Source organism: Jeotgalibacillus soli (genome assembly GCF_000829435.1).
GTDB classification, from domain to species: Bacteria; Bacillota; Bacilli; order Bacillales; family Jeotgalibacillaceae; genus Jeotgalibacillus; species Jeotgalibacillus soli.
This window is the reverse complement of sequence record NZ_JXRP01000009.1, coordinates 48312-73546: the sequence shown is the minus strand read 5'-3', so window position 1 is coordinate 73546 and position 25235 is coordinate 48312. Positions and strand designations below refer to the sequence as shown.

General features: G+C 40.2%; 29 protein-coding genes and 2 pseudogenes. 5 read left to right on the top strand and 26 right to left on the bottom strand.

The features are described 5' to 3' along the window. Positions 1-49: 49 nt before the first annotated feature. The 3 genes from KP78_RS03520 to KP78_RS03510 are packed head-to-tail and all read right to left on the bottom strand — an operon-like array spanning position 50 to position 3119. Positions 50-1084 carry a FecCD family ABC transporter permease gene (locus KP78_RS03520; protein WP_052474517.1) on the bottom strand — a complete coding sequence of 345 codons (1035 nt, stop codon included), beginning with the start codon at positions 1082-1084 and terminating at the stop codon, positions 50-52. Continuing rightward, on the bottom strand, positions 1081-2085 hold the full coding sequence (locus tag KP78_RS03515; RefSeq protein WP_041086373.1) for a FecCD family ABC transporter permease: 1005 nt from the start codon (positions 2083-2085) through the stop codon (positions 1081-1083). Before KP78_RS03515 ends, KP78_RS03520 begins: the two co-directional genes overlap by 4 nt. A 59-nt stretch (positions 2086-2144) precedes the next feature. Continuing rightward, entirely contained in the window at positions 2145-3119 is a 975-nt protein-coding gene (locus tag KP78_RS03510; protein ID WP_041086371.1) for an ABC transporter substrate-binding protein, read from the bottom strand. 964 nt (positions 3120-4083) lie between these two features. Between KP78_RS03510 and KP78_RS03505 the strand changes: the two genes are divergently transcribed. Continuing rightward, positions 4084-5082 carry a tRNA dihydrouridine synthase gene (locus KP78_RS03505; protein ID WP_041086369.1) on the top strand — a complete coding sequence of 333 codons (999 nt, stop codon included), beginning with the start codon at positions 4084-4086 and terminating at the stop codon, positions 5080-5082. Positions 5083-5209: 127 nt separating this feature from the next. On the opposite strand, the pseudogene KP78_RS03500 reads toward KP78_RS03505, so the two are convergent. The 3 genes and pseudogenes from KP78_RS03500 to rlmH form a co-directional block, all read right to left on the bottom strand. Beyond that, positions 5210-5821 (bottom strand): annotated as a pseudogene (locus KP78_RS03500) (5-methylcytosine restriction system specificity protein McrC); the annotation flags it as partial. A 22-nt stretch (positions 5822-5843) separates the two neighbouring features. Beyond that, positions 5844-6125 carry a 5-methylcytosine restriction system specificity protein McrC gene (locus tag KP78_RS20925; protein WP_041086365.1) on the bottom strand — a complete coding sequence of 94 codons (282 nt, stop codon included), beginning with the start codon at positions 6123-6125 and terminating at the stop codon, positions 5844-5846. An 83-nt stretch (positions 6126-6208) separates the two neighbouring features. Beyond that, complete coding sequence (rlmH, locus tag KP78_RS03490; RefSeq protein WP_041086363.1) at positions 6209-6688, bottom strand: 23S rRNA (pseudouridine(1915)-N(3))-methyltransferase RlmH; 480 nt, start codon at positions 6686-6688, stop codon at positions 6209-6211. 179 nt (positions 6689-6867) lie between these two features. Here rlmH and KP78_RS03485 point away from each other — a divergent pair, with 179 nt between their 5' ends. Continuing rightward, positions 6868-7395: a peroxiredoxin family protein gene (locus KP78_RS03485; RefSeq protein WP_041086362.1), complete on the top strand. Its 528-nt coding sequence runs from the start codon at positions 6868-6870 to the stop codon at positions 7393-7395. A 335-nt stretch (positions 7396-7730) separates the two neighbouring features. Here KP78_RS03485 and KP78_RS03480 read toward each other — a convergent pair whose 3' ends face one another. The 5 genes from KP78_RS03480 to KP78_RS20510 all read right to left on the bottom strand — a co-directional run bounded on the left by KP78_RS03480 (position 7731) and on the right by KP78_RS20510 (position 12927). After that, positions 7731-7961, bottom strand: coding sequence for a CxxH/CxxC protein (locus KP78_RS03480; protein ID WP_041086360.1), 231 nt, complete (start codon positions 7959-7961; stop codon positions 7731-7733). A gap of 45 nt (positions 7962-8006) precedes the next feature. After that, entirely contained in the window at positions 8007-8951 is a 945-nt protein-coding gene (locus tag KP78_RS03475; protein ID WP_041086358.1) for an aldose 1-epimerase, read from the bottom strand. A 208-nt stretch (positions 8952-9159) separates the two neighbouring features. Continuing rightward, positions 9160-10125: a nuclease-related domain-containing protein gene (locus tag KP78_RS03470; protein ID WP_041086356.1), complete on the bottom strand. Its 966-nt coding sequence runs from the start codon at positions 10123-10125 to the stop codon at positions 9160-9162. Between the two features lie 349 nt (positions 10126-10474). Beyond that, entirely contained in the window at positions 10475-11692 is a 1218-nt protein-coding gene (locus KP78_RS03465; protein ID WP_041086354.1) for a S1C family serine protease, read from the bottom strand. Positions 11693-11988: 296 nt separating this feature from the next. Next, the gene (locus tag KP78_RS20510; RefSeq protein WP_235420826.1) at positions 11989-12927 is read right to left on the bottom strand and encodes a hypothetical protein; all 939 of its coding nucleotides are present in this window, start codon (positions 12925-12927) and stop codon (positions 11989-11991) included. A gap of 223 nt (positions 12928-13150) precedes the next feature. Here KP78_RS20510 and KP78_RS03455 point away from each other — a divergent pair, with 223 nt between their 5' ends. Next, positions 13151-13501: a polysaccharide deacetylase family protein gene (locus KP78_RS03455; protein WP_041086352.1), complete on the top strand. Its 351-nt coding sequence runs from the start codon at positions 13151-13153 to the stop codon at positions 13499-13501. Between the two features lie 74 nt (positions 13502-13575). On the opposite strand, the gene KP78_RS03450 is transcribed toward KP78_RS03455, so the two are convergent. From KP78_RS03450 to KP78_RS03385, 14 genes and pseudogenes are all read right to left on the bottom strand, one after another. After that, a complete protein-coding gene (locus KP78_RS03450; protein WP_235420825.1) occupies positions 13576-14340 on the bottom strand; it encodes an urease accessory protein UreH domain-containing protein in 765 nt (254 codons plus the stop codon). Positions 14341-14519: 179 nt separating this feature from the next. After that, positions 14520-15467 carry a magnesium transporter CorA family protein gene (locus tag KP78_RS03445; protein ID WP_041086348.1) on the bottom strand — a complete coding sequence of 316 codons (948 nt, stop codon included), beginning with the start codon at positions 15465-15467 and terminating at the stop codon, positions 14520-14522. Positions 15468-15647: 180 nt separating this feature from the next. Continuing rightward, positions 15648-16424, bottom strand: a complete 777-nt coding sequence (locus tag KP78_RS03440) for a sulfite exporter TauE/SafE family protein (protein ID WP_041086346.1) — start codon at positions 16422-16424, stop codon at positions 15648-15650. Between the two features lie 49 nt (positions 16425-16473). Next, the gene (locus KP78_RS03435; protein WP_041086345.1) at positions 16474-16701 is read right to left on the bottom strand and encodes a sulfurtransferase TusA family protein; all 228 of its coding nucleotides are present in this window, start codon (positions 16699-16701) and stop codon (positions 16474-16476) included. Positions 16702-16731: 30 nt separating this feature from the next. After that, positions 16732-17859: an MBL fold metallo-hydrolase gene (locus tag KP78_RS03430; RefSeq protein ID WP_041086343.1), complete on the bottom strand. Its 1128-nt coding sequence runs from the start codon at positions 17857-17859 to the stop codon at positions 16732-16734. Positions 17860-18067: 208 nt separating this feature from the next. Then, a complete protein-coding gene (locus KP78_RS03425; RefSeq protein ID WP_041086342.1) occupies positions 18068-18469 on the bottom strand; it encodes a DsrE/DsrF/DrsH-like family protein in 402 nt (133 codons plus the stop codon). 30 nt (positions 18470-18499) lie between these two features. After that, entirely contained in the window at positions 18500-19069 is a 570-nt protein-coding gene (locus KP78_RS03420; RefSeq protein WP_041086340.1) for a sulfurtransferase TusA family protein, read from the bottom strand. A gap of 54 nt (positions 19070-19123) precedes the next feature. Then, positions 19124-19420 carry a rhodanese-like domain-containing protein gene (locus tag KP78_RS03415; protein WP_041086338.1) on the bottom strand — a complete coding sequence of 99 codons (297 nt, stop codon included), beginning with the start codon at positions 19418-19420 and terminating at the stop codon, positions 19124-19126. A 19-nt stretch (positions 19421-19439) separates the two neighbouring features. Beyond that, on the bottom strand, positions 19440-19808 hold the full coding sequence (locus KP78_RS03410) for a rhodanese-like domain-containing protein (RefSeq protein WP_041086336.1): 369 nt from the start codon (positions 19806-19808) through the stop codon (positions 19440-19442). Between the two features lie 24 nt (positions 19809-19832). After that, complete coding sequence (locus KP78_RS03405) at positions 19833-20315, bottom strand: DsrE/DsrF/DrsH-like family protein (RefSeq protein WP_041087425.1); 483 nt, start codon at positions 20313-20315, stop codon at positions 19833-19835. Positions 20316-20369: 54 nt separating this feature from the next. Then, positions 20370-20597, bottom strand: coding sequence for a sulfurtransferase TusA family protein (locus KP78_RS03400; protein WP_041086335.1), 228 nt, complete (start codon positions 20595-20597; stop codon positions 20370-20372). 103 nt (positions 20598-20700) lie between these two features. Then, positions 20701-20961, bottom strand: a complete 261-nt coding sequence (locus tag KP78_RS03395; protein WP_041086333.1) for a metal-sensitive transcriptional regulator — start codon at positions 20959-20961, stop codon at positions 20701-20703. Next, positions 20951-21337, bottom strand: a complete 387-nt coding sequence (locus tag KP78_RS03390) for a rhodanese-like domain-containing protein (RefSeq protein WP_327063155.1) — start codon at positions 21335-21337, stop codon at positions 20951-20953. Before KP78_RS03390 ends, KP78_RS03395 begins: the two co-directional genes overlap by 11 nt. Positions 21338-21502: 165 nt before the next feature. Then, positions 21503-22005, bottom strand: a pseudogene (locus KP78_RS03385) (transglutaminase-like domain-containing protein). 299 nt (positions 22006-22304) lie between these two features. Here KP78_RS03385 and KP78_RS03380 point away from each other — a divergent pair. Further along, positions 22305-23099: a phosphotransferase family protein gene (locus tag KP78_RS03380; RefSeq protein ID WP_041087421.1), complete on the top strand. Its 795-nt coding sequence runs from the start codon at positions 22305-22307 to the stop codon at positions 23097-23099. Positions 23100-23283: 184 nt separating this feature from the next. Here the strand turns inward: KP78_RS03380 and KP78_RS03375 are convergent, their stop codons facing one another. Further along, positions 23284-24255: a DMT family transporter gene (locus KP78_RS03375; RefSeq protein WP_041087419.1), complete on the bottom strand. Its 972-nt coding sequence runs from the start codon at positions 24253-24255 to the stop codon at positions 23284-23286. A gap of 108 nt (positions 24256-24363) precedes the next feature. On the opposite strand from KP78_RS03375, the gene KP78_RS03370 reads away from it, so the two are divergent. Next, complete coding sequence (locus KP78_RS03370; RefSeq protein WP_041086331.1) at positions 24364-24948, top strand: helix-turn-helix domain-containing protein; 585 nt, start codon at positions 24364-24366, stop codon at positions 24946-24948. Positions 24949-25235 lie beyond the last annotated feature (287 nt).

Sequence of the window (25235 nt, the reverse complement as noted above, 5' to 3'; positions counted from 1 at the left end):
ATCCTTTTTTCTCCCTCTCCCCTTTTGAATCACATCATTTCATCTCCTCTTAGCGATTGCGATTTTGGAATAACAAATACAAGAAAAACGGAGCACCAATTGCTGCCGTAAACACACCTGCAGGAATATCAAGCGGTAAGAAAAGTGTCCGGGCAATTAAATCAGCAAGCAAGACTAAGAAAGCACCGATCAATGCCGTGACGATAGACAACCCCTGAAATGAACGACCAGCTAAGCGTCTTGCAATATGAGGCGCCATCAGTCCTACGAATTCAATTCCCCCTGCATAGGCAGCAGCCGTCCCAGCGAGTATGACACTACACATTAAAAAGATAAAACGCTCTACTTGCAAGCGTACACCCATACTAATGGATACCTCATCTCCGAGCTCTGTGATGTTTAAGCTTCTTCCTAAAATCACTAAGATGGGCAGGGGTATCAACAGCCATACGACCATTGATGTAACATCTCCCCAGCTGGCTCCATAAATACTTCCTGTCAGCCAGATATAGGATTTGGTGGTGATAGCCGTCTCACTCATGACGAGCATAAACGTGACACCCGCTTTCATAACGGCTGAAATCCCAATTCCTATTAACACGAGTCGAATGGGCGTGACACCCTTATTCCATGAAATTAAATAAATGAGCAATGCAGCCATCAAGCCTCCTCCAATGGCTGCGAAAGGAAGAAATTGAAGACTAACCACACCTGTACCAAATACCAAGAACGTCACAGCACCTAACGAAGCACCACTGGATATCCCAATGATGTCTGGGGAAGCAAGTGAATTCCGGACTAAGCTTTGCAAAATGAGACCGGCAACACCTAAAGCAGCACCTACTAAAATCGCAAGCAATGCTCGTGGTAAGCGTAATGTCTCCACTACAAATGCGTGCTTGTCGATTTGTCCTGTTAATTGCTGAAATACTTCATGGATTGGAATCCACGTACTGCCGGCAGAGAGACTGACGAGGAACACCCCACCTAAAACCAAAATCCAGCTGAGCAACACAACTAACCAGCGACGGGAGAACTGGAACGAAATCTTTTCCTGAAACAAACGGAACGTCCAGTATTTCATTTAGCAGCCACCCCTTTTCTTGCCAGATAGATAAAGAATGGTCCCCCAATAAATGCTGTCATTACACCAATAGGCACTTCTTGTGGGAAAATTATAAATCTGGCGACGATGTCTGCAGCTAATAAAAGAGCTGCACCAAGAAGAGCACTATAGGGAATCATCCAGCGATAATCATTTCCAACAAGCCCTTTTGCCATATGAGGAACAATTAAACCGATGAAGCCAACCGATCCTACGACGGCCACAGATCCTCCTGCTAAAATAATGATCAGAACACCCATGAGAACTTTAATAATACCGGTGCGTTGTCCTAAACCCTTTGCGACGTCATCTCCAGATGAAAAAATCCCGATAGCTCGTCCCATAAATAAACTCACGATTAATGCACCAAGAAGAAATGGCAAAACAGATACGAGCATTTCCATATCTCTCCCTGCTACAGAACCCGCAATCCAAAACAAGACTGTTTGAATAGATTGTTCATCGACAACCAATAACCCTTGTGTAAACGAGGTAAATAATGCGGATAAGGCAACCCCTGATAAAATGACTTTAATTGGGGTTAACCCATCTCTCCCAATGCTTCCCAAAAAGAACACAACTGCTCCAGCAATGCCCGCACCTAAGAAAGCGAACCACATATACTGGGTCAGCGAGGAAACCTCCAGCCACGTAATAGCCAGTACAATGAAGAAAATTGCGCCAGAATTTATCCCAAGTAAATCTGGAGCCGCCAATGGATTTCGAGTAAGTGCCTGGACAAACACTCCTGCAATGGCCAAATTCATACCAATAACAAGCGCAATAACCGCCCTTGTTAATCGTGATGTTCCAATAATTAAGTGATTTGTATCTGCTGGATCATATCGGGTGATCGCTTCCCATGTTGTTGAAAATGGAATGGTGGTCTGTCCAAACGCGAGGCTGCCGAAAAAAAGAACAATCACTAAACCAAGAAGTCCGACAAGGCCGGCAGTTTTAGAAAATACGGAATATAACATAACATCCCCTCTTCTTTCATAGGAAAAAAAGGGGAATGTGATGCATTCCCCTTTTTCCATTACTGTTCAATTTCAAAATGCTCATAGATATCATCGAGCATCATGTGTGCTGCCTGCAGACCTCCAGCCATATTCCAGGCCACTTCATCTACCTTGTATACTTGATTGTTTCTCGCAGCATCTAAGTTTTGATACAACGGATGTGCTGACCATTCCTCAAACGTTTTCTGAACAGCTGGTGTATCCTCCATGAATTGGAAAAAAATATCTGCATTCATTTGTGGAATGCTTTCTTTATCGGTTAATTTTACAATTTCTAGATCATCACCCTGCAAATCTTTTGGTGCTTCAAATCCTAACTCTGTCAAAATTGATCCTGCAAAGCCTGTTACATAAATACGTGCATGATCTTCACGATAATTGAGAACCGCTGCGCTCATCGGCCAGTTTTCAACTGAGGACACTTTTTCTTGGAAGTCACCCACTCGTGTTTCCCAGTCCGCAAGCAGGCTGTCTGCTTTTTCTTTTTCATCAAGCGCTTCTCCAATCAAGGCTGTTGTTTCTTTGAAATCATAGATCGTTTCATTCACAATCGTTGGTGCAATTTGAGAAAGTTGTTCGTATATTTCTTCATGGCGAATTTGAGAAGCGATAATCAAATCTGGCTCCAATGCCGAAATTTCTTCTAAGTTTGGTTGTGTTTCTTGTCCAACGAATGCTGCATCGGATAAATCTTCTTTTATGTAATCATACATTGGAGCTTGAACCCAGGACTCCACCACGCCAACAGGTGTTACACCAAATTCTAGAATCGTGTCAGTAGCCCCCTGATAAAGCGTCACCACACGTTGCGGCTTTCCTTCTATAGTAGTTGTACCCAATGCGTGTGTTACTTCACGAGTTGTTGTTTCTTCTGATGCTCCACCTGCATCGCCATTCGAAGAAGCTTCTTCATTCGCCTCTTCACCGCAAGCCGCAAGCACAAACAAAGCAGATAATAGAACGAATAAGAAAACCGTTAATCTGTTTTTCATTTTTGTACGCCCCTTTTAATTGATAATGATTTTCATTCACAATTAAAAGTTTAGTATATTTTAGAAATCAAAGCAATACCTAAATGATAATTATTTTCAGTTGTACTCTGTCAAACTACGGGAAGGTGGATCATAGGATGGAATTTCCGCATAAAAAGACGAGAGTGTGAAGCTCTCGTCTTTTGTATACAGTTGAAAACCGATTTAGTAAAAGTGCAGCGGCTGAGATCCCAGAGCTGATGCTATATCCCCCTCCAAAATAGGAAGGGTACCTATGGAAAAGGTTTTATCGCGGCATTCGACCAGAGCGGCGGCAGGACAATACACTTAGTACTAATTTCGTTAGCTTTAAGTACAAAGTATTTTTTCTGGAAAGGCAGGGGGTTTTTTGAAAGAGTATTACCCAAGCGAGAAATCATAGAATGAATTCTATTAAAGGGTTTCAGAAATTTCTTTCCTTTTCACATCACAGACTTCGCATTTTTTATTAGTGTAAGGATTAACATAACCTAAATTACAAGCAATTGTAGTGAAAAATGTATTTGGCAATTAAAATTTTAGTGCTAACGTTTATTCAATTTTTCGGCCACTTGTTTCTGCGTTGTTTGGCTAAAAACACGAGCCAAAAAGAGATCGTGTCCTAAATCCCCGTGCATCTTCGATATTGTCTTCTTCATCACTGATACACAAGTCCATGTCGTCCGTCCATCTCTCTTCAGCATCTGAATATTCATTCTTCCCGTGGAGCAGATCGAGGTATTCGTCAATAGAACCCAGTATATATTGTACCTGACCCAGGGAACCCCATTCACTAGACGACTCGTTCCCTTGCACTTTTCATTTGAAGCCAGTAAAGTATATATTGATTGAAGTCCAGTCTAACTGGTAGTCAATCAAAAAGAAGCAATTTCATTTTTTAACTTCGGGAACATGTTTCCCTTTAAGGAAAGGGTTCAGATATATTATGAAAGATAATTTTTGGCAAGAGTTGCCTCGGCCGTTTTTTGTTCTGGCACCGATGGAAGCTGTGACGGATGTCGTATTTCGTCATGTCGTGAGTGAAGCAGCGAGACCTGACGTGTTTTTTACAGAGTTTACGAATTCGGAAAGCTACTGCCACCCAAGAGGAAAAGACAGCGTCAAGGGACGGCTGACATTCACGGAAGATGAACAGCCGATCGTCGCCCATATTTGGGGAGACAAGCCTGAATACTTCCGCCAAATGAGTATCGGCATGGCCAAAATGGGCTATCGTGGCGTAGATATCAACATGGGATGTCCTGTGCAGAACGTTGCAGCGAATGGAAAAGGCTCCGGTCTGATCCGCCGTCCGGATGTTGCAGCGGAAATCATCCAGGCAGCCAAAGCGGGAGGCTTACCCGTAAGCGTTAAGACCCGGCTCGGTTATACGGAAGTGGACGAATGGCACCACTGGCTGAGGCACATTCTTGAACAGGATATCGCCAATCTTTCCATCCACCTCCGTACGAAAAAAGAGATGAGTAATGTCGACGCACACTGGGAGCTGATTCCGGAGATCAAGAAGCTTCGTGACGAAGTGGCCCCTCATACACTTCTGACGATTAACGGTGATATTCCTGACCGTCAAAAAGGACTTGAGCTTGCAGAAAAATACGGCATAGACGGAGTGATGATCGGGCGCGGGATTTTCCATAATCCGTTCGCTTTTGAAAAAGAAAAGAAAGAGCATACCAGCGAAGAACTGCTCGATCTCCTTCGTCTGCAGCTTGACCTTCATGATAAGTACTCTGAAGAATTGGAGCCGCGTCCTTTCAAACCGCTTCGACGCTTTTTTAAAATTTACGTACGTGGATTCCGGGGAGCAAGTGAACTGAGGAATCGACTGATGGACACCGAATCCACCGATGATGTGCGTGCTCTGCTTGATGAGTTTATAGAGAAAGATGGCGTGAAGGAAGAGGAAGGGTTTTCGGTTTCTTAATGATTGGGTTTGAGAGAAAAGCTGATTGGGCTTTTCTCTTTTTTTAAAACATTTAACTTTAAAATATTCTCTTATTAATGCCCACTACAAAATCACTCGTTACTCATCCACAACCCCAATCAGCTTCTCAAATATCTCTTTCCACGAAATTATCCAAATCCACCGTCATAACCTCCATCGAGATATTCTCACTCCATTGATACTTTTCATTTACATCAGTAATATTTTTCGGGTAAATTAGAATTCCTCTGAGCTCCAGATCCTTTTCCTGATGCATTAAATAAGTAAATAGCTGATACATATTATGACTGTGAAAAGTAGATTTTCCGAAATACTCCTGAGATACATTCTTATAAAATTTGGCATCGATTATTATTTTTTCTTGCCCATTTTTATGGCTGAGTGACACGTCTGTTTTCATTTGCGGCAGAAAGGCATTGTTTCCATCCAGTCCCCACATGATGATTTCAGATGAGACCCGGTAGTCTTTTTGTTCAATCATGTAAAATTGAAATAAAAACCTTTCGAATATACCATTGCGTGTTCTTTCATCAAGTTCTGTCGTAAATAAGCTCCATTTCCCCTGCTTATGGGAAACCAACTTAAGTTCGAATAACATTCTTGCAAGGTGAATCATCCGCTTGTAGTGCATATTATGACTTTCAAAGTAAATTCTCGAGAATATCTGTTTTGTTAATGAAAGATCCCGTGTTTCATGAAGATAATCCAGCTGCATAAAGCTTCTTTTCCGGGTATCTTTCTTAACAAATTGATTGTAGTGTTACCTTCATTACCTGGTTAAGCAGTATATCAAATGAATATTCGTCTTTTTCACAATTGAGCAACGGTTTTTTACTGATGAGATAAGGAATAGACTCATTGATCATAATCCTTCCACCCAGCCGGTTGGTTACTTCCTGTTTTTCAATATAATTCTTCACAAATCCACGGCTGTGAAGGATCTCTGCTTCACGCAGGACATAATCTTCTAGAGTACTCCCTGATCTCTCTTCGATCCAAAACTTTCTCAAATTTTTTCCCAATCAAGTACAAGTGTTGATGCACTCTTCCATTTTAAACCCTTCATGATTTCCCTCTATTCCTTAGTAAATTTTTGCATGTCAAATCACTTATGATACGGTTCACCCCGATTAATCCGAAAAGCCCGATAAACCTGCTCCAATAACACCAGCTTCATCAACTGATGAGGAAATGTCATTTTTGAAAATGACAGCGCAAAATCACTTCTTTTGACTACTTCTTCACTCAATCCAAGCGATCCTCCGATAACAAACGCAATTTTACTTTTTCCATATGTAGCGAGCTGATCGAGATGGGCAGCAAGCTGCTCAGATGATAGTTGTTTCCCCTTGATTTCAAGGGTGATGACGTAGGTGTCCGGGCTGATTTTGGCGAGGATTCGTTCGCCTTCCTTTTGTTTGACGATGTCCATGTCCGCTTCGCTAAGGTTTTCAGGTGCTTTTTCGTCCGGGACTTCGATAAGGTCGATGTTGGCGTAGGCGCCGAGTCTTTTTGTGTATTCGTCAATGCCTAGTTTTAGGTATTTTTCTTTTAGCTTGCCGACGGTGATAATAGTGATTTTCATGATGGGTCCTCCGTATTTTTTCTATTTGTATTGTAGCATTTGCGGGATATGCACACATGATTTTTGTAAATCCGGTCAATAATGATGGGACAGGTAATAGTATGGTAGTGTGAGGCCAAATCTTTTCAAGTTCACTGTTACATAGTAATGGGGATGAGCGGTTTAAAGGAGGAATTCGTATGTTTACCTTTACATTAGGGGATACCACACCAGAATTTACTCTGCCTTGTGTTTCAGGCGAGCATTATTCATTTGATGCGGATCAGCGGAAGCGGAAGGGCTGGCGTCTTTTGGTTTTTTTCAGAGGAGCCTGGTGCCCGGAATGTGTTCATGAGCTGAGGGAAATTGAGGAGCATAAAGGTTTTTTTGAAGGGAATCATGTTCATATAACGGCGATTTCAACGGATAAATTGGAGAATTTAAAGGATATGGCCTATGAGCATACGCTGACATTTCCGATTTTATCGGATGAAGGGATGAGGGTGCTGAAGTCATATAGTGTATTGATTCATGGAGATGATGCTCCTTATTATGATCACGGCATACACGGCGAACCAGCTTATTTTCTTTTTGATGAAAACGGTGGTCTGCTTTATCAACAGCGCCAAACAGGCCCCTATGGACGCCCTTCTGTGAACGAGCTTAAAAAAATAGTTCAATCTATCTCCGCAAATTTAAAATCAAGAGTGGCTGCAAGCATGCAATAATTATTATCCACAATTTAAAAATCCGCTCTTCATTAAAATAAAGACAGCGGATTTTTTGTTTTGTGAATAAATTGTTGTTGGCGGAAAAAGTTTTCAACATGTGGATAACTTATTTATCCAATTTATATGCTTTCCGTTTTTATTCTTTTCTTCTCTAAATTCCAGAAAAACATGTCTAATCAGGGTCGAAATTTGTCTTTCCCGGGTGATTATTCGACATATTGTATATCTTTTTACCCGAAATTAGGATGAAAGTTATTCATTCATTATAAACAGGTTATCCCCAAAAGTTATACACATATCCACATTACCTATCCACATCTCGTATGGAAACACTAGTTCGACACAATATATGCCGCTTTGTTTTGACAATATTCACAGTCTGTGGACAAATTAGATGAGTTATCCACTGTATTTAGGGACGGGAATGTTTCCTCTTCGTCCACAAACACATCAATGCCCAGCTCCACATGTTCTTGGCAGCAAAAAATCTTCATTTGTGTATTCTCCTTCATTTTTTTCTTCATTTTTATTGTAGCATAGTTTGGAGATCTAAATTTTTCCACAAGAAAATGAAAAAGACAGGTATTTCCCCCTGTCTTTACTCTCTTTTATAGTGTTTCTACATTAATTTCAGTAATATACGTTTTTTCATCTTGAGGCATTATGCCATTTAGTCCCGTTACTTCCTCCGGCAAGGAGAGATTCGGTGCATTTGTCACCCAGGAATAAGGCTCGATCGCTAGGAGATCCTCCTGACCACTTGCCGTGAAGATGACCCAATGTTTAAATCCTTTTATCGCTTTATACGTCACCTTTAATCCTAAGGTCGGGTGTTTGATCACCGCTTGATGGTTCTCCGTTATAGGGTAGACGTCGTCCAATTCCATCCCTTTGAGCTTCATCCCGCTTTTTAATTTCTCTTTATACGGAACTGTTTTTTGCTCGCCTGTTGGCAAATGCCGCTCATTTAACTCCCAATATGAATCCACATCCAATGACAGCCTGGAATCTTCAATTGGGAAGTTAAATGTTGTATGATAACCAACACCGACAGGCATCGTTTCATTGCTTTGATTTATTACCTTTAGCGTTTGAATGACGCCAGTTTCCATAAGTTTCACGGTCATTTCCAGTACAAAGGAATGGGGAAACTGCTTTAAAATATCCGGATGATCACTGGACTGGAACACGGTCACAATTGTATTTTGCACTGAATCAATTTCAGCGACTGCCCATTTTTCATCATGAACCCACCCATGAATATGTACATTTTCCTTTGCCCGATTCATTTCCAATGAATAGGTGCGGCCTTCAAACTGGAATTCAGCATCCTCGATTCGGTTTGGCGGGAATAGGACAGGTGTGCCGTACAACATTCTTCTTCTTTCATATTCCTCTTTCGTTTTTGGAACTCTCAGCAGCTCTACACCCTTCTTTTTCTCAAAAAGTGAAATAAGATTGCTCCCTTGATCCGGCAGGATAATCGCTTTAAACTGCTCATTTTCAATTTCATAAGCCGTTTCTTCTAAAAAGTCGATTTTTCGAATAGTCACATCGCTTCCTCCTGTCTAAGTGCTCTTTCTAATGATTATAATGCACGGAGCTGGTGAGCACGATTCTTCTGCTTGGGGTTGCTTACGCTTGATATTGGGACGATTGGGCATTTGCGGGCCGTCAGAGAAAATTACAGGCCGTGCGCTAACATTTGCAAGCCGTCAGAAAGATTTACAGGCCGTGGTCCACTATTTACAAGCCATTAACTCATTCCTGCACCTTATCCAACAAAATAGTATACGAACGATTTTTTATTGCTCCTGATATAGGAAAATCAAAAGACCTCAGCAGCTTTGATGCTATAGAACTGGATGAAAGCTGCAAGAAGCGTCTGCACTCCCTATTCGTCATGGTTGAACCAATTAAAAGGAAGTAATCTTTTAGTGCTTTTTTATGAGCATTCACGGAACGATTTTGACAATTGGCACATTCCCAATTCCTCCTTTCCCTCACCATTTTAAAGCTGTGACATGACGGACATTCAATTCCTGTTTGTAAGTCATCAGGCTGTAATTGATAATACGAGAGTACATCTCGGGTAGGCGGTATGTGATTTTTTATAAGAAGGTTAAATAATTTACGCATGTCTTTTTTAGTAAAATAACACGTGCTATTTTGTTGTTCCAATTGTTCTATTTTTGTGGGAATGGTAGCAGCATGAAGGATTTTTTTTATGGAGGAATGCGTAGATTTAATGATGGATGAGGGGCGGCTAATGACGACATAAGAGAAAATCGGGACTTTGGGGAGCCTCTTTTTTAACATCCAGTCTCTGAAGTGGCGCTGCTGACGTTCTACTTGTGTGATTGGATCTGGAAATCCTTCTTCTTTATTGTCAAGCGTACGAATGAGCTGATGATAGTTTGAATCAAAGAGGAGCGTTCCCGCGATGTTTTTTATTTCAAATAAAATAATAAAATGTTCCGATACCAGAAATGTGTCAATTTGAAAGAAATGTTCTTCGTTACCTTGGAGTCTTAGATCATGAAGTATCCAATAATCATCATTTTGCGGCAGATAGTAGTCAACAGCCTGTTCTCCCCGATAGCCTGCCAGTGATTTAGCTAAATCGGCTTCAATCTGGTTTTTTGCTGGATGGCCAGGCTTCAACCTTCTAATTAATGCGTCCAATTGTTGATTGAGTATGGGCTCTGTTCGTGCTTTTTTTATCAATTTTCTTATTACCTCCTTTACGTTTAAAAATAGTTTCCACGTTTTAATGACAATATCCTGCTTCTTTTAACAAAAAATTTGATTTACAAGCCTTGCACATAAAGTTACAGGCCGTGGTGAGTGATTTACAAGCCGTCAGAGAAAATTACAGGCCGTGCTCTGCGATTTGCAAGCAGTCGCGCCCAAATATCCCCGACCCACGCCCACGACAACTGCACTCAGCCCCAAAAACAAAAAAACAGCAGGAATCTCATCCAAAGATTCCTGCCTTCAAAGGGTTTTGATATAAGGAGTTTAACTAGGCCTATACGGGCTTGTATAGGGTGCTGCATCTATGTGAACTCACTTCTTACAGCTGGGCGTCATCTGTAAGGGTGAGGGTAAATTCTTGTATTTCACCGTTGCGGTAGACTTTAACCTGCATCTCGTCGCCAACGTTTTTCTCTGTGTAAAGGTGTTGGCGAAGCTCAATGGAGTTGGTGATTTTTTGTCCATCCATTTCAACGATTACGTCCATATCCTGAAGTCCAGCAGCTGATGCGGCTGAGTTTGGAACAACACGCTCGATGACAACGCCTGTTTTCACTTCTTCAGGAAGGTTCAATTGATTCTGCTGATAAACAGCTGGTACATTTGCCAGGTCAAGCAGCGTGACTCCCATTGTTGGGCGCTGTACCTCGCCTGAAGCTTCTAGATCCTCAATAACCGGAATGGCCATGTTGATCGGAATGGCTAAACCAATTCCTTCTACTGATGATTGTGCAATTTTCATTGAGTTAATACCAATCACTTGGCCTGCAATATTGACGAGAGCACCACCGCTGTTACCAGGGTTGATCGCTGCGTCTGTTTGAAGAACCTCTGCTTGCCAGTCAGGTACGCCGTCCTGGTTCACATCGACTGGAATTGTGCGCTCAAGACCTGAGACAACACCCGTTGTGACAGAGCCGGAGAATTGAAGTCCAAGCGGGTTCCCGATTGCAATGACCGGTTCACCGGCTTTCAGCGCAGTTGAATCGCCAAATTCTGAGACAGTTTCTACATCTGAACCGTCAATTTGTAGTACAGCAAGGTCTGTCCAAATGTCTCCGCCAAGAACCTCAGCTGGTACCTTTGTGCCGTCTGCTAGCGTTACTTCCACGCTTTCTGCACCTTCAATGACGTGATTATTCGTCACGATAAAGGCTGTGTCTCCTTCTTTCTTATAAATGACACCTGATCCAGTTCCTGCTTCCTGAGGATCTGTTGACTGACTGAACATGCTGCCGCTTGATTGGATATTTGTAATGCCTACAACCGCATCACCCGCACGCTCAACCGCGCTTGTCACGTCTGATGAAACATCGTAGGAAACAGGCTGCGCTGACGTATTTTCACTCGCGTTATTGGTATTTGACGTGCCGCTGTTGGTTGGCAAAATTCCGAAATCTGCAATCGCCGGAAGTGCCATGACAACGATCAGCGCTCCGATGATTAATCCGGACAAACTGGATAGGAAATATCCTGCTTTGCTGCCGCCTTTCTTTTGAGTGTTTTGTTGAGCTTGATCATCATCGTAGTAACCCATTATTTTCATCCTCTCTGTATTTATTAGTTGGATTGTTTGTTTACATTTCATAGTATAAGAACCCAACATGAAAATTAGATGAAAATCAGTTAAAAAAACAAAAAAATCTAAACGTTAATTGGATGTCTTCTCGTTAAACCGGCTATTATGGACCTTACTCTATGAGTTGTGGGCCTTGGCCCCAAATTTCTGCCCATAACTATACTATTGATGGGCCTAAGTCCGGCATTTATGTACAAAACCCAAAATCCTCCCCCAAAAATAAAGACAGGAATCTCACCGAAAGATTCCCGCCTTCATTTTTTATTTAGAATTTCTTTGTCCTTCCCTCTTACAATGATTTCATATGGAATTTTTTCAAGCGACAGCTCGTCTCGCTTTATTTCGATTATCTGGCCAACATAGTCTTCAATCGCTTCTGCTTTTTTACTTGAATTTGACCACAGGCTTGCTTTCGGTAAAGATGTTTTTATAATAATCTGCAAAGGCTCAGGATGAAATGAATAACCAAATCCATTGTATTCTTCAAATTGCTTCGGCATTTCATATGTAATTGCTCTAAAAACAGGATGCCAGCTTTCATCCCTTGCTTCCTGCTCACTTTTTCTTTTTATGTTAACGGCAAATTTCCTCGAGGTTTTTACATAGATCGCTTCAGCAATGCGTTTTTCAAGGTTATCTTTTACGTTGCCATCCAGCTCTCCCGTCTCTTGAAACAAGACTTCGATCTCAGGATTGGCAGGTGCAGGATCTATGCTTACAAGTATATTCTCTTTATAGCCCGCACCATCTAAAATGTCTAACGTAACCTTAGAAACTTCTCCTAAAAGCTCTTCAAGCTGCTGCATCTCTATGCTGCTTTGTCCATATTCACTGTAACGTTCAAATTTCAATTTTACATCATGAATGTTTTTTTCACGTGAACGCTCATAGATAATTTCTTTAATTTCATGTCCATGATTTTGCATAAATTCTTTATCCTTAACCGTTACTGTAAGCTGCTTTTCTTCACGTGAAAAGCTGATGCCAACCTCAGTAAGCCCTCTATTATTTAGCTCTGTATGAACTTCCTCGACCAGCTCATCTGTTAGCTGATACAGCTTTTCCGTTTCCTTCATGCTCTCTGCCACTTTTTGATAATTATTTTTGTCATTAAAATCAGTAACATCAATTGCCAGCGCCAAAATAAAAACGATAAATGATCCAATTAGAACCGCTATTACCCATTTTTCCATCACGCAACCTCCATACATTAAGGAGCTTTCGCATGAGGTACTATATGTGTTTGGTAAGAGATGTATAACTTTTAAGGTAAAGAGACATTAAAATTCTAAAAAAAAAAGATTCACACCCAGTCATAAAATAAAAAAGCGCAAATATAATAATGGATATAAAGATAAATAGTGTGTGCGCGGCAATGAAAAAAACACGAGATGAAATAAGAAGGGGAGAAGGAAAATGAAAAAATTGCTAACCATACTCATCGCTCGTACTGTACTCTTTATGTCAATTGGCTTCAGTCTGCTTAAGCAAATAACATGGAAAATCATTCAAATCTTTGGAGAGCTGATAAGCAAGGAAGATCGAACAGAAAAAGTTGAAAAACCGAATCCAATTCTACAAACTTTTGATGAAGCTGATGTGAAAGTCACTACAATTACACCGTATTCGATGGTCCTTTTACATACTATGTATGAAAGTCATGAACATTCCTTAGCTTCAATAAAAAATGAGATTGCAGGAATTTTAAAAAATAAAGGCTATCCCTTAAAAAGTGTGTCTGAACTGCTCGAGTATGAGTACGGATAGCTGTTTCATGGCCTAGTATTTAGAAACGGAAAAAAGCCTTCAATCCGTTTGATTGTCAGGCTTTATAACAAATATTATAATCCCCAATACGTAATCGTATCCAATACACCGACCAAAACAAGCACTGAACCGGCAGCTTTTTGAATGATTGCGCCAAATCTTTTACTGTTTTTTAACATGCTGCCGTCTAATTCAAGAAATCTCATCATAAGGAGGATGATCAGTACAGGAATCGAGGTTGCGATTCCAAACAAGGATGGCAAAGCAAATCCAAATGGAGAGGATAGCACGATTGGCATTAACGTGACAAAAAACAGCACAAACATTGTCGGACAAAAAGCGATTGAAAAGGTGACTCCCATCATAAAGGAGCCGAATTTGCCCTGCCCGATTTTAAGCGGAATCCAGCTTGTCAAGCGATTTATAAAGTGAAGCTTAAATACGCCAAGCAAAAACAAGCCGATGAAAATAATCATAGGTCCTACAAAATTTCGAAAGGTGGAAAAAAATGTCGTAATATTTTGTTCGAATTCATTTCCAAGCATCCATACAAATAAGCCAAGCAAAGAAAACACAAGGACTTTTCCAAATACAAAACAAAAGACTTCGGTCCAATCTGTTTTGGACTGCATTGTCTTATTCCCATAAATCGTTACTGCGCTTACATTGGCTGTCAGCTGGCATGGCGCGACAGCCCCTATTAATCCGAGCACCAATGCGATGAACAGTGGATATTCCGCTAAACTTCCGACTAAATTTAAAAGAGGGAGGCTTATCGTATTACTAATATCTGATAATATTCCGTACATTTCCCTCACAGCCTGACTAATGATTTTCATTTTCTATTCAATTAAGGTTGTTGCTTATTTATTAATTCCATAGTATCCAAAATAATTTGAGAAAGTGTGCAGAAAATCGCAATTTTTTACGAATAACAGTAAACGGAATGGTAGTTCTCTAATGTATAAAACCCTGTCCGGACAGGGTTTTATCCTTCTTTTTGAGGAGCCTGAAAAGCCTAGTCAAGAAATGATTTATTTTTGTTGCCTTTTAAAATTTCACCCGTCCAACCTTTTTTCTTTAAGAACAGAAATAAATAGCCTGTCGTTACAGCAATAATACCCATAGAGGCCAAATAGCCGTACTTCCATTTAAGTTCAGGCATATGTTCATCAAAATTCATTCCCCATAAAGCACCCCACGCCATAACGGGTGTAAATAGCACAGTCATAACGGTTAAGGTTTTCATAATTTCATTTCCGCGTAGCGACGAAACGACATTTTCAAGATTAACCATAGCGCCAATTTCCTGCTCATATTCGCGCACCAATATGTGGCAGCGTTCAATTCGTCTACATGTTCTTTTATAATGAATCCCTTCCTGTACATCATCACCAAAAGCTTCTAGCATAGCCATTCTTATTTCAATAAAAGGGATGATCAAATTCTTCCAGACTAATATTTCATGCTTGCAATCAACGATTTTTTCGAGAATTTTTTTATTATTTTTCTTTTTCACTTTCCAAAGTAAATCACTGAGTCTTTCTTCAAATGTATCAATTTCCTGAAAAAAGGATGAAACGATGCTGCCAAGTATAATCATAAACCCTTCAATCGGTGTACTGGCCTGCTCCAGCATCTTTTTTAACTCTTTTTCATCCACTTCATCAAGCAGATTAAAATCCAAATGTCCGGTAATCAAAAAATCCTTTGTAATGAAAAAATGAAATAGATGCTGCTTATTTTGCTCCTGGATATCTTGAAGATAAATGAGCGAACCCCATACTGATTCCTTATTTTCAGCCGTGATGTCCATTTTGAGTTTATTTAGCTTGTTTTCTTTTACATCCATGATCCATTGGCCGCATTGCTTGTATTGTTTCGTCAGTTCTTCTAATGTAGTTTCCTTTGAGAATTCCGTTTCAATCCATTTCCACTCTGTGTGGTGAAATGTTTGCTCCTTCATTGAAAAACCTCCGTTTTTCTCTTTTTTTAGAGTGAATTTAGGCGAGTTTTTAATCTTAATATAAATAGAAGATTTTGAGAATAGTATAATCATTCGGCGAGTAAATGAACAGAATGGTGTGAGAAAAATAAACGTAAAAAAGCCCGCAATGAAATTTCTCTTCATTACAAGCTTGTAAGATTATAAAATATCCATCCAAATTTTCACTGCTGTAGCTAAAATAAGTATAGCTAAAATAACCTGGAGTATCTTTGTGTTCATTTTTTTTCCGGCTATTGCGCCAAGCGGGGATGCGATTAAACTAGCAATCACCATGATGAGTGCTGGAAAGTATTCAACCTGATCCGTAGTGATTTTTCCAATTGTTGCACCAATGGATGAGATAAAGGTAATGGCTAATGAGGAGGCAATGGTCATACGTGTTGGAATCTTTAAGACAACCAGCATAATCGGCACTAATAGAAAAGCACCTGCCGCCCCGACAATCCCGGAAGCAATTCCGACAATTAAGGCAAGCACAGCCGCAAGCCCTTTGTTAAATGTAACTTGATCAAGCGGAATATCATCACTTCCTTTTTTCGGTGCTAACATCATCACAGCCGCAATAAGCGCTAAAGTACCATATACGATATTAATGCCTTCCTCCGGCATCATTTTGGAGCCATAGCCGCCAATAAAGCTACCAATTAAAATACTGACCCCCATATAGGCAATTAATGTTTTGTTTAAATAGCCGCCTTTACGATACACCCACACACCGGCAATGGTGGCAAAAAACACCTGTACTGCGCTTATTCCTGCTACTTCATGCGCATTAAATGCCGCTATTCCAAATAAAGGCGGGATGTAAAGAAGCATCGGGTATTTGATAATGGATCCGCCAATCCCAAGCATCCCTGATAAATAGGAACCTAAGAATCCAATTAAGAAGATAATGAGTATAAATCCAAAGTCCATTGTTGTTAACCTCCTATAAATAAGGGAACTAATTCGGCCCCCTTATTTATTAACCTTTTTTAATCCAGAACTTTAATACATCATTTTCTTCTGTCGAATCGACTAGCTCATGACCGCCTGATGCTGACCAGGCGGCAAGATCACTTTTTGCCCCTTTATCGGTTGCATGAATTTCTAAAATCTGTCCTGTTTCAAGCTCTGCCATTGCTTTTTTCGTTTTCACGATTGGCATTGGGCATGCTAATCCTTTTGCATTTAATACTTTTGCTGCTCCCATTGTTAAAAACCTCCTGTTATTGTTTTTGAGTTATCTTACTGCACAGCGGTTTGGACCGATTTCCATCTCACGCTGCTGTTCTTCATCCGGATTAATTTTACCCATATTCATTTCTCGAATTTCCTGGTATGCGTTCGGCTGAGGGGGCAGGTTTCCGGTTACCAGCTTTCTAAATTCAGCTTCATTTTCAATGTTCAAACCATGGTTTTTTGCAAACAATGTTCCTAATTTTTCGGATACGCTGCCGTCGTCATTCAACTCTTCAATAATCATAAAGTGAGCTGGTAAAACGACCAGTTCATCAGACAGTTCCTTGTAGCGTGTGTAAAGCGTTTTTCTCAAATCACCAACCCAATCCTCTGCCAAGCCTGCCAGGTCCGGCCTTCCAATTGAATCAATGAATAAGATGTCTCCTGACAGCAAATAGGCGTCATCAACGATAAAGGATGTCGAGCCGATTGTGTGGCCTGGAGAGTACAATGGCTGAATTATGATCGTCGTATTGCCAATGTTTATGTCTCGCCCTTCCTCTAACGGCTGGTAATTAAATGCTACTTCCTGTGCATCCTTTGGCGGCAGCCAGTACATAGCGTTTGTCGCTTCAGCAATCTTTCTTCCGCCTGATATATGGTCTGCATGGAGATGCGTGTCAAAAACGTGTTTGATCGTTGCACCGATTTCTTCTGCAAAATCAAGATAAACATCCGTCATACGCGTCGCATCAATCAGTGCAGCTTCTCCGTCTGAGACGATCATGTAAGAAAGACATCCTTTTCCAAGACGGACAAATTGATAAAGCTCTCCTCCCTCTTTTAAGTTTCCAACTTTTACAGGCTCTAAGTGCTCGCTCCAAGCCTTCATTCCGCCTTTAAGATACGAAACGGTACGTCCTTCATCTGACAGCATATCCGCTACCATAATGGATGAGCCTTCCTTCGCACACACCACAACGATGTCCTGATCTTGTGGAAGCTGTTCCAAAATTTCTTCCACTCCATCGAGCAGATCGAAATATGGAATGTTGAGATACGTGATGTTCTCACCTTCAACTTTCCAATCGCTAAATGCATCCTCGTTTCTTACATCCAAGATGAAGAATGCTTCTTTATTGATTACTTTTTGTGCTATTTCTTTTGTTGTTATTGGATTAACCGGCATTTCTATACCCCCTATAGTATATTTTGGTGTAAAATTTTTTATTTTAAGCTCTGTTGAAATTGCCTGTTGATTTCTACTTCAGTCGTTCGCTTTCTGCGGGCGGTCCGGGAGCCTCCTCGGCGCTTTGCGCCTGTGGGGTCTCCTTTTGACTCACATTTATAAACGGGATCGTTCAAAGATCTACAAATATCCTTAATAGAGACTACTTTTAAAACGTCAGGCTAACGTCTGCATCCTTTGCAAATTCCAAGAATGTAACCGCTCCGCCCACTTCAATGCCATCTACAAATGCTTCCTTTTCTAATCCCATTACGTCCATCGTCATTTGACAGCCGATAAATGTCACACCAAGCTCCTGAGCCATCGCAACTAACTCTGGAATTGATGGCACATTTGCATTTTTAAAGCCTTCTGCAAAATGCTCCTTGCCTGCTGGCATTGGAAGGTTTTGATTTGCTTCTTTATGAATAAGATTTAGTCCTTCGAATGTAAAGAAAATCGCTACTTCTTTTTCTGTAGCTGCAGCTGCTGTTGCAATATTAAATACTTTATATGCATCGAACACCCCGCCATTGCTCGCAATTATGGCTACTTTATTTGAATTTGACATTGTTCATTCCTCCATGATTTATAGATTTGATTAATTTACTGACTTTTCAGTCGGTCCAGTCCAGTCGCTCATTCCAGGCACTATGTTTACTACCTTGTCAAACCCTGCTTGAGCAAGCTTCTGTGCAGCAAGATCACTGCGGCTTCCTGTTCGGCATACGACATAGATTTCTGTTTCTTTATCAAGCTCATTTAAACGGTTTTCCAATTCCCCTAATGGCAGTGATTGAGCACCCGGGATATGGTTAAAGGCATATTCAGCTGCTTCTCGAACATCCAATACAACGGCATTTCCGTTTGCTTCAACGATTTTTTGCAAATCTTCGTTTGAAGCTACATACGGATGTTTATTCTCTTCTTTTCCTTCACCGCTGGATTTTCTAAGATAATGCTTCAAAACATCACCCTGTTCAATTGTCCCCAAGTATTGATGACCCGTGCTCTCTGCCCAAGCCTTCATATCAGCTGTTGAGCCTTTGTCCGTTGCTTGAACCTCTAATACTTGCCCCGCTTCCAATCCGTTGATTGCTTTTTTTGCCTTTACAATTGGCATTGGACAAGCTAACCCTTTTGCATCTAATACAGCGTTTGTTTGAATCATGTTATTTCCTCCTCGGATTTAATACCACTAGGGGTATATATTCACACAAAAAAATTATTCTGTTGAACCTTCCCATGCCATCATACCGCCTGTCATATTAATGACCTTGTATCCATGGCTTTCAAGCAGCTTTGAAGCCATGCCGCTTCTGCCGCCTGAACGGCAGACCATGGTGTATTCTGTTGATTTATCTAATTCATGCATGCGGAATTCTAATAATCCTAATGGAATATGAACCGCACCTGGAATTTTCCCTTCCTTTACTTCATCCACCTCACGTACATCGATAATATTAATCGGCTGTTTATTTTTTAGCATTGCTTCTACTTCAGCCGGTGTTGTATGTTTCACAACAATCCCCCCTCTTTATTTAACGCCAGGCGCTCATGCCGCCTTTTACATTTGTTATCTTTTTAAAGCCAAGCTTTTTTAATTGGCTGCTTGCTTTGCTGCTTCTCATGCCGCTTTGGCAGATCACAATGACTTCCTTATCCCTTGAAAGCTCATTTGCTCGTTGCTTCAGCTCATGAAGAGGAATGTTTTTAAATCCTTTAATGCTTCTTCCTCTAAATTCACCGGGCGTCCGGACGTCAATAAACTGTTTATCCTTCTTATTCAGCTCGGATTTAAGCTCCGTAGTGCTAATATTGTCAATTCCTTTTACAGGCATAAAGCGTCTGTATAAAAACCAGGCTGCAAGTGCAATGATGAGGATGTTAATTAAAACATTTGTATCCATCTTGTTTTCTCCTTCTTTAAGAGATTAAATAAATAGGTTTACATTTCCTTTTTCAGCGTCTCCCAGATAAGCGGCTACTCCTGCGTAGTCTAAACCATGCACCAATTCTTCCTGCTGCAATCCCAGGAGGTCCATTGTCATCGTACAAGCAACAAGCTTTACGTCCTGTTCCTTTGCCATATCAATTAATTCAGGAAGGGTCATTGCGTTATGCTTTTTAATGACGTGCTTGATCATCTTCGGTCCCATTCCGGCAAAATTCATTTTGGATAATCCCATTTTATCAGCGCCGCGCGGCATCATTTTTCCAAACATCTGCTCCAGAAATCCTTTTTTCACTGGCACCAATTCATCTTTTCTCAGTGCATTTAATCCCCAGAATGTATGAAAGATCGTCACTTCATGGTCGTAGGCTGCAGCGCCGTTTGCAATAATATAGGCTGCCATTGCTTTATCATAATCACCGCTAAATAATACAATTGTGGTTCGCTTTTTTTCTTCTGTCATGTTCATTTCCTCCATTACCTCTACCCCTATGGGTATCTTATTTTATAAAAAAATTTATCCTTTTTGAATACGGAAGATTAATATACCGTTTTCTTCTGCATAGTCAACTAAAGTATGTCCTGTAGATTGCGTCCAAGCAGTTAAATCACTTTTTGCACCTTTATCTGTTGAAAGCACCTCTAATACTTGGCCTGATTCTAAGTTTTCTATTGCTTTCTTTGTTTTTACAATTGGGATTGGACATGCTAATCCTTTTGCATCTAGCACTAGGTCAATTTTCATTTTACATTCCTCCCGTTTTCATACTATTACCCCTATGGGTATATAATATCTTAAAAATTAAAAGTTCGTCAACCCTCTTTTTTAGAGGGGGTGATGAACTTTTTTATCTGCTTTTGATTAAAAGCTCAACAGCATCTTTTACAAGATAGTCTGTTTCTTCGCCTTTTTGGATATTTTCTCTCACACATTGTTCAAGGTTTGTGCTGACAATGACACCCATTGTGCGATCAATGGCATTTCGTGCAGCAGACAATTGATTCACGATTTCTCTGCAGTCTTTTCCTTGCTCCATCATGCTGAGTATTCCTTTTATTTGTCCTTCAATTCGTTTTAAACGATTTTTCGTATTTTTATCATACTCCATAATTGATCTCTCCTTTCTTTTTGTCGCACAGACAATTTGTTAATGAAAAACTGTTTACCTCAAAGCCTTTTGATGCCAAAAAACGAAGGCTGAGGTTTAACTCTACCTTATCAGAAGCAATCGCATGAATTTTCTTATGCGGAATTTCCTGGTGAAATCGTTTTAGATAAGCATATGGAATATTGAGTGAATCACTGCTGGATCCATCCGCCGTTTCGTTATAATCTCTAAGATCCAATATCGTAATATTGTCATCCTTTGAGAGCTGCTCTTTCTTTACGCAAGGAACTCCTTTTACCGGATAATAACGTTTATACAATAGTACCGAAAGTACGGCAATAAATACGATTAATAAGTAAAGAATGATAACCACCACCTTGATATGATCAGCATTACAACACCAATATTATACCGTAGGGGGTATATTGTCAATGAGAATGCTTGAAGTGTTTTTGCATTTATTTTCAGTAACTTCCGTTAACGGCAAGAGATGTCATACATGATCAGGCAGATGATGCATATACATTTCCAGTGCCTCAGTCTACTCTTTTAGAACTGCCATTGTTCTCGGATTTGGTCTTACATAAATGACAGGATAATCCTTTTCATCATATTCTGGCTGAATCGGAAAAGGCAGCTTTTCTTCATGAATTGAAATTGAGCATCAATTCCCGGTTTATTGCCTCTTGCATCTAATCGCACCCATTTATTTACTTCTTTTAGAAAAACGGCATTGAGTGCATGAATACTATAGCCTTTTTCAGGCGTATCAAAAATCATCAATCGCTGGTAGCAATAACCGGCTGGAATTCCTTGTGAACACAATAAAGCAGCCAGCACATTTGATTTCGCATAGCAAATTCCTTCTCTATATTTTATAACATCAGAAGCCTTGCGCGTTACACGCGTTCCTTGAATATCCCGTAAATGCGAAATTTCATCCCGAATATATTCAAACGCCGCCTGTGCTTTTTGTATTTTGGTTTGGTATGGATGAAAAAGCTGAGTGTTTAAAGATTGCAATATTGGATGAGAAAAATTCACCTAGTCTAATTCAAATAAATAATCATCCAAGTGATTAGATTCATTCACGCTCTCCTTGTTGTTATATAAAAACATTAAAAATTATTATACAACTTGTTCTCATCCATTTAAAGAGTGAAAATTTAAAAATTTTACATCCCTTAAATATATACACCCTCTCTGCACTCGTTTTCCAATTCTATCACAATTGAATCTCACTTTCTTCTAAATTGCATTATATATTGTAAAGGAAAGAAAGGGTTTTGATTTTTTATGAAGTATTAATAAATGAAAAACTTTATTTTAATGGAGATGTTTTTATGAACCCCCTACAAATCAATGAACTACCAAAAGAAATCATAAACTTTTTAGGAACGATCAAATCTATTGTTTTTCCGCAACAAGGATGGACTTCTGATGTAGGAGTTATTGAATCTGAGCAAGGAATGTTTATTTTAAAAAGAACGAGGACGGAGCAATTCAACTCCTGGCTGCATAAGGAAGTTTTTGTGTTAAATAGCTTAACGACCCAAACTGCCCTTCCTATTCCAAAGGTTCATAAATACATTGAACGAAAAGAACAAAGCCAAAGCTTTGCGCTGCTTGAGTTTTTTGAAGGGGAAACGCTGCGTACTGCTTTATTGAAGGAAAAAAATGAAGCACGGCGGCAGGAAATGATTTTTCTCTTTGGAAAGACGCTTGCACATATTCATTCAACCCCTTGTCCAGATGATCTAAAATCAAGTCAATTATGGCTGGATGATATGCTGCAGGCGGCACAATATAATTTGGATTATTATGAAACGGAAGGCGATCAGGCATTATTGGAGCGTTTAAAAGCCAACAAACCCAAGCCCTTTAAACAAACACTAATTCACGGGGATTTTACGATTGATAATGTGCTCGTTCAAAATGGCAATGTGACAAGCATTATTGACTGGAGCGGCGGCGCATTTGGCGACCCAAGATATGATGCTTCTTTAGCCATCCGTCCTAAACCAAATGCTTTTGAAAATGAGAGAGATATAGCCATCTTCTTTGAAGGCTACGGCGAGAAAATCGTTTCTCCCGATGAATATATTTATTTTGAGAATGGATTATATAACTTTTTTTAGCTTTATTATTAATAGAGGACAACTCCATTTGTAAACTTACCAACACTTCAGACTGAACTGCAAACTTTTCTCTTTCAAGGCGTGAAGCCTTGCGAGGAGCGGAGTTACTGAGGGTGGTAATGAGCTACCGCAGCAAGGTGAGTAACGAAGAAAGCGAGCGTTTGTCAACAGTCTAAAGCTGCACTTATTTTGACAGTGCAGCTTTAAACTGTTTCTCATTGAGCTTTTTCGTGTAATAGCTATGAAGCAGCATGCCAGCGATAATAATCATGATTCCAACCGTTGCCATCATGCTTGGTAAAGGACTTGAAAGGAGCAAAATTTCTCCGATCATAACGAATAGTACTTGAGTTGATTGCGTCGCTTCAACGGAGGCAAGTTTTCCTTGGTGCCCGCTGACCCGTTCAGTCGCAATAAAAAATAATAGGGTGGCAATTACACCCGAGCTGATTGCGACAATAAATGTCTGCAGCAGCTGACTGGCAGGAGGTGGACCTGCTTGCATAAAACCAACTGTACTGATAACCAGCCAGAAGGGAAGGCTTGCTAATGCCATGCCCAAAACCCTTTGAAACGTATCCAGCCTGCCCCCAGAGAGCTCCATCGTTTTTCGATTTCCTAACGGATAGGCAAAGGCTGCGACCACAACTGGAAGGATACCAAGCAATAGCTCATTAAACGTAAGTTCACGAACTCTAGGCAGTTGAATAAGAGCCACTCCGAGAAAAATCACGAATGAAATAAAAAGTGCACCAAAAGGAATCTTACTTCTTACCTTTATTATTCCTTTTTCCGTCTGGACAGTGATATAAAAGAAAGGCACTAATAGCGTCCCCGCTACAATCGTAATTTGCCAAGTCCCCGCAACCAGCCAGCCCGGTCCATAGGCCGCTGCATACGTGATGGGTGCGTAAAATAAAACAAAGCCGACAAAGCTCCAGATGATCCACGGGAGCGGCTGTCTCTTCATTTCTTTTAAAAGAGGCTTTAAGTTTTTCCGCAAAAGGACAATAAGCAGCAAAAACGGAACCATAAAGATAAATCTTAGCGACGAACTCCACAGCCAGCTGCCTCCAGAAAGCTCCATCGAACGGTTTAAAATAAACGTAACCGCAAAAAACATCGAAGCTGAAATTCCCAGCATGATTTCCTTCATATTCACATCATTCCACTTCTGAAATAAAGTATAATATATTCTATATAAATTATATTATACTTTCTGATTATTAAAATAGCTATGCCATCATCAAGGAGGTTTTCATATATGGACCAACAGCCTATCGTAAGTCATGCTGAGAAATTAGCAAAACAGGTAGGATCAACCCTCAGACGGATAAGAAAGAATAAAGGGCTTAGTTTACAGGAGCTTGCCCAGCTGACGGATGTGAGTAAGCTGACACTGGGAAATATCGAGAGAGGAGAGGCCAATCCATCCCTTTCAGTTATTTGGAAAATCGCAAACGGCTTGTCGATCCCGATTTCTGTACTATTGAATGAAAACCAAGATGTGTTAATCTCACGAAAACATGAAGGAAATAAAATTTTAAGTGCCAATGAAGCATGTACACTTGAGCCGATGTTTAATGTACCTCATTACGGTTCCAGCGAAATTCACCGCGCCTTTTTAAAGCCGAACAGCGAATATTCACCCAGCGCGCATCAGACCGGCGTGGTCGAATATGTTACCGTCATGGAAGGCGAAGTAAAAATAAAAATTGAGGACGAATGCTACCACCTTTTTGAATATGATTCCATCAAATTTAATGCGGACCGCAAGCATGCATATATCAACCCGACCTCTTCGACTACGGTTTTGCATTTTGTGATGACGTACCGGAATTCTACGTAAGAAACACTAGCCGTAATGATTCGGCTAGTATTTCTCCTGGTAGTATTCTCTCTCCATAATTGGCAGGCTCATGAATCCTTTGCTTTTCTATTTCTTTGTTCCTCTGATCCACGGACACGGTTCCCCGTCAAAAAAACTAACCAAAGAGATGAAAGTTTTCTTTTTTCTGAAAAATTTGGTTATATACCACCAATAATCATTTAAAAAAGTATATATTACAATCTCTTTTTAACATACATTTTTTCTTTTTTTGTTTGTTTCTTAAATTATTTGTTATTATAAAAAAC

What these genes read in the sequence shown, in the direction of transcription:
- KP78_RS03520 (WP_052474517.1), bottom strand. Translation starts at nt 1,084, where the DNA reads ATGAAATACTGGACGTTCCGTTTGTTTCAGGAAAAGATTTCGTTCCAG.
- KP78_RS03515 (WP_041086373.1), bottom strand. Translation starts at nt 2,085, where the DNA reads ATGTTATATTCCGTATTTTCTAAAACTGCCGGCCTTGTCGGACTTCTT.
- KP78_RS03510 (WP_041086371.1), bottom strand. Translation starts at nt 3,119, where the DNA reads ATGAAAAACAGATTAACGGTTTTCTTATTCGTTCTATTATCTGCTTTG.
- KP78_RS03505 (WP_041086369.1), top strand. Translation starts at nt 4,084, where the DNA reads ATGAAAGATAATTTTTGGCAAGAGTTGCCTCGGCCGTTTTTTGTTCTG.
- rlmH (WP_041086363.1), bottom strand. Translation starts at nt 6,688, where the DNA reads ATGAAAATCACTATTATCACCGTCGGCAAGCTAAAAGAAAAATACCTA.
- KP78_RS03485 (WP_041086362.1), top strand. Translation starts at nt 6,868, where the DNA reads ATGTTTACCTTTACATTAGGGGATACCACACCAGAATTTACTCTGCCT.
- KP78_RS03465 (WP_041086354.1), bottom strand. Translation starts at nt 11,692, where the DNA reads ATGGGTTACTACGATGATGATCAAGCTCAACAAAACACTCAAAAGAAA.
- KP78_RS20510 (WP_235420826.1), bottom strand. Translation starts at nt 12,927, where the DNA reads ATGGAAAAATGGGTAATAGCGGTTCTAATTGGATCATTTATCGTTTTT.
- KP78_RS03455 (WP_041086352.1), top strand. Translation starts at nt 13,151, where the DNA reads ATGAAAAAATTGCTAACCATACTCATCGCTCGTACTGTACTCTTTATG.
- KP78_RS03450 (WP_235420825.1), bottom strand. Translation starts at nt 14,340, where the DNA reads ATGAAAATCATTAGTCAGGCTGTGAGGGAAATGTACGGAATATTATCA.
- KP78_RS03445 (WP_041086348.1), bottom strand. Translation starts at nt 15,467, where the DNA reads ATGAAGGAGCAAACATTTCACCACACAGAGTGGAAATGGATTGAAACG.
- KP78_RS03440 (WP_041086346.1), bottom strand. Translation starts at nt 16,424, where the DNA reads ATGGACTTTGGATTTATACTCATTATCTTCTTAATTGGATTCTTAGGT.
- KP78_RS03435 (WP_041086345.1), bottom strand. Translation starts at nt 16,701, where the DNA reads ATGGGAGCAGCAAAAGTATTAAATGCAAAAGGATTAGCATGCCCAATG.
- KP78_RS03430 (WP_041086343.1), bottom strand. Translation starts at nt 17,859, where the DNA reads ATGCCGGTTAATCCAATAACAACAAAAGAAATAGCACAAAAAGTAATC.
- KP78_RS03425 (WP_041086342.1), bottom strand. Translation starts at nt 18,469, where the DNA reads ATGTCAAATTCAAATAAAGTAGCCATAATTGCGAGCAATGGCGGGGTG.
- KP78_RS03420 (WP_041086340.1), bottom strand. Translation starts at nt 19,069, where the DNA reads ATGATTCAAACAAACGCTGTATTAGATGCAAAAGGGTTAGCTTGTCCA.
- KP78_RS03410 (WP_041086336.1), bottom strand. Translation starts at nt 19,808, where the DNA reads ATGGATACAAATGTTTTAATTAACATCCTCATCATTGCACTTGCAGCC.
- KP78_RS03405 (WP_041087425.1), bottom strand. Translation starts at nt 20,315, where the DNA reads ATGACAGAAGAAAAAAAGCGAACCACAATTGTATTATTTAGCGGTGAT.
- KP78_RS03400 (WP_041086335.1), bottom strand. Translation starts at nt 20,597, where the DNA reads ATGAAAATTGACCTAGTGCTAGATGCAAAAGGATTAGCATGTCCAATC.
- KP78_RS03395 (WP_041086333.1), bottom strand. Translation starts at nt 20,961, where the DNA reads ATGGAGTATGATAAAAATACGAAAAATCGTTTAAAACGAATTGAAGGA.
- KP78_RS03380 (WP_041087421.1), top strand. Translation starts at nt 22,305, where the DNA reads ATGAACCCCCTACAAATCAATGAACTACCAAAAGAAATCATAAACTTT.
- KP78_RS03375 (WP_041087419.1), bottom strand. Translation starts at nt 24,255, where the DNA reads ATGAAGGAAATCATGCTGGGAATTTCAGCTTCGATGTTTTTTGCGGTT.
- KP78_RS03370 (WP_041086331.1), top strand. Translation starts at nt 24,364, where the DNA reads ATGGACCAACAGCCTATCGTAAGTCATGCTGAGAAATTAGCAAAACAG.